Source organism: Serratia sp. CoH_122_TC_1 (assembly GCF_058191755.1).
Map to the genome: position 1 here is coordinate 1 of NZ_JBXWLA010000055.1, position 662 is coordinate 662.

1 protein-coding gene, 2 tRNA genes and 1 other RNA gene are annotated in these 662 nt (G+C 50.3%); all 4 read right to left on the reverse strand.

Annotated features, from left to right (window positions below; all coding sequences use genetic code 11):
* Window positions 1–122 (reverse strand): GTP-binding protein (locus AC2FC2_RS26915; RefSeq protein WP_004957728.1); only part of this gene is annotated, 122 nt, incomplete at its 3' end.
* 109 nt (window positions 123–231) lie between these two features.
* Window positions 232–307 (reverse strand) — tRNA-Thr (locus AC2FC2_RS26920).
* Between the two features lie 6 nt (window positions 308–313).
* Window positions 314–388, reverse strand: a tRNA-Gly gene (locus AC2FC2_RS26925).
* A gap of 37 nt (window positions 389–425) precedes the next feature.
* Window positions 426–540: non-coding RNA, RtT sRNA (locus AC2FC2_RS26930), on the reverse strand.
* Window positions 541–662: the final 122 nt, after the last annotated feature.

The window sequence follows — 662 nt, forward strand, 5'->3', positions numbered from 1 at the left end:
CCGTAGGTTTTAGCCAGAACGGTGGTGATTGCTGCAGTCAGGGTAGTTTTACCGTGGTCAACGTGGCCGATAGTACCGACGTTAACGTGCGGTTTTGAACGTTCAAACTTTTCTTTAGACATCGATTGTCCCTCTAAGACACGGATAAATCGGTGGTATCACCACATCAACCAAGCATTTGCTTGTTGAATCCAGAACAGAAAGAAAATCAGGGGGCGAGATTATAAGAAGTGGTGCTGATAGGCAGATTCGAACTGCCGACCTCACCCTTACCAAGGGTGCGCTCTACCAACTGAGCTATATCAGCACATCTTGGAGCGGGCAGTGGGAATCGAACCCACATCATCAGCTTGGAAGGCTGAGGTAATAGCCATTATACGATGCCCGCATCCTGGAACTCGGCTACCTGACTTTTCTGTAGAATTTTTAGGGAGGAGAAGGATTGTTCGTCGCTTAACTCTCACCCTTCGGGCCGGCTGCGCTAGCGCTGCACAACTCGATTCTTGTCGAAGGCTTTCGCCTTCTCCTTCTGCAATTTAACCATTGCGCGTTTTTCGCTGGCCAGTTAACTGCCGAAGGCAAGATATGGTGGTGGGGGAAGGATTCGAACCTTCGAAGTCTGTGACGGCAGATTTACAGTCTGCTCCCTTTGGCCGCTCGGG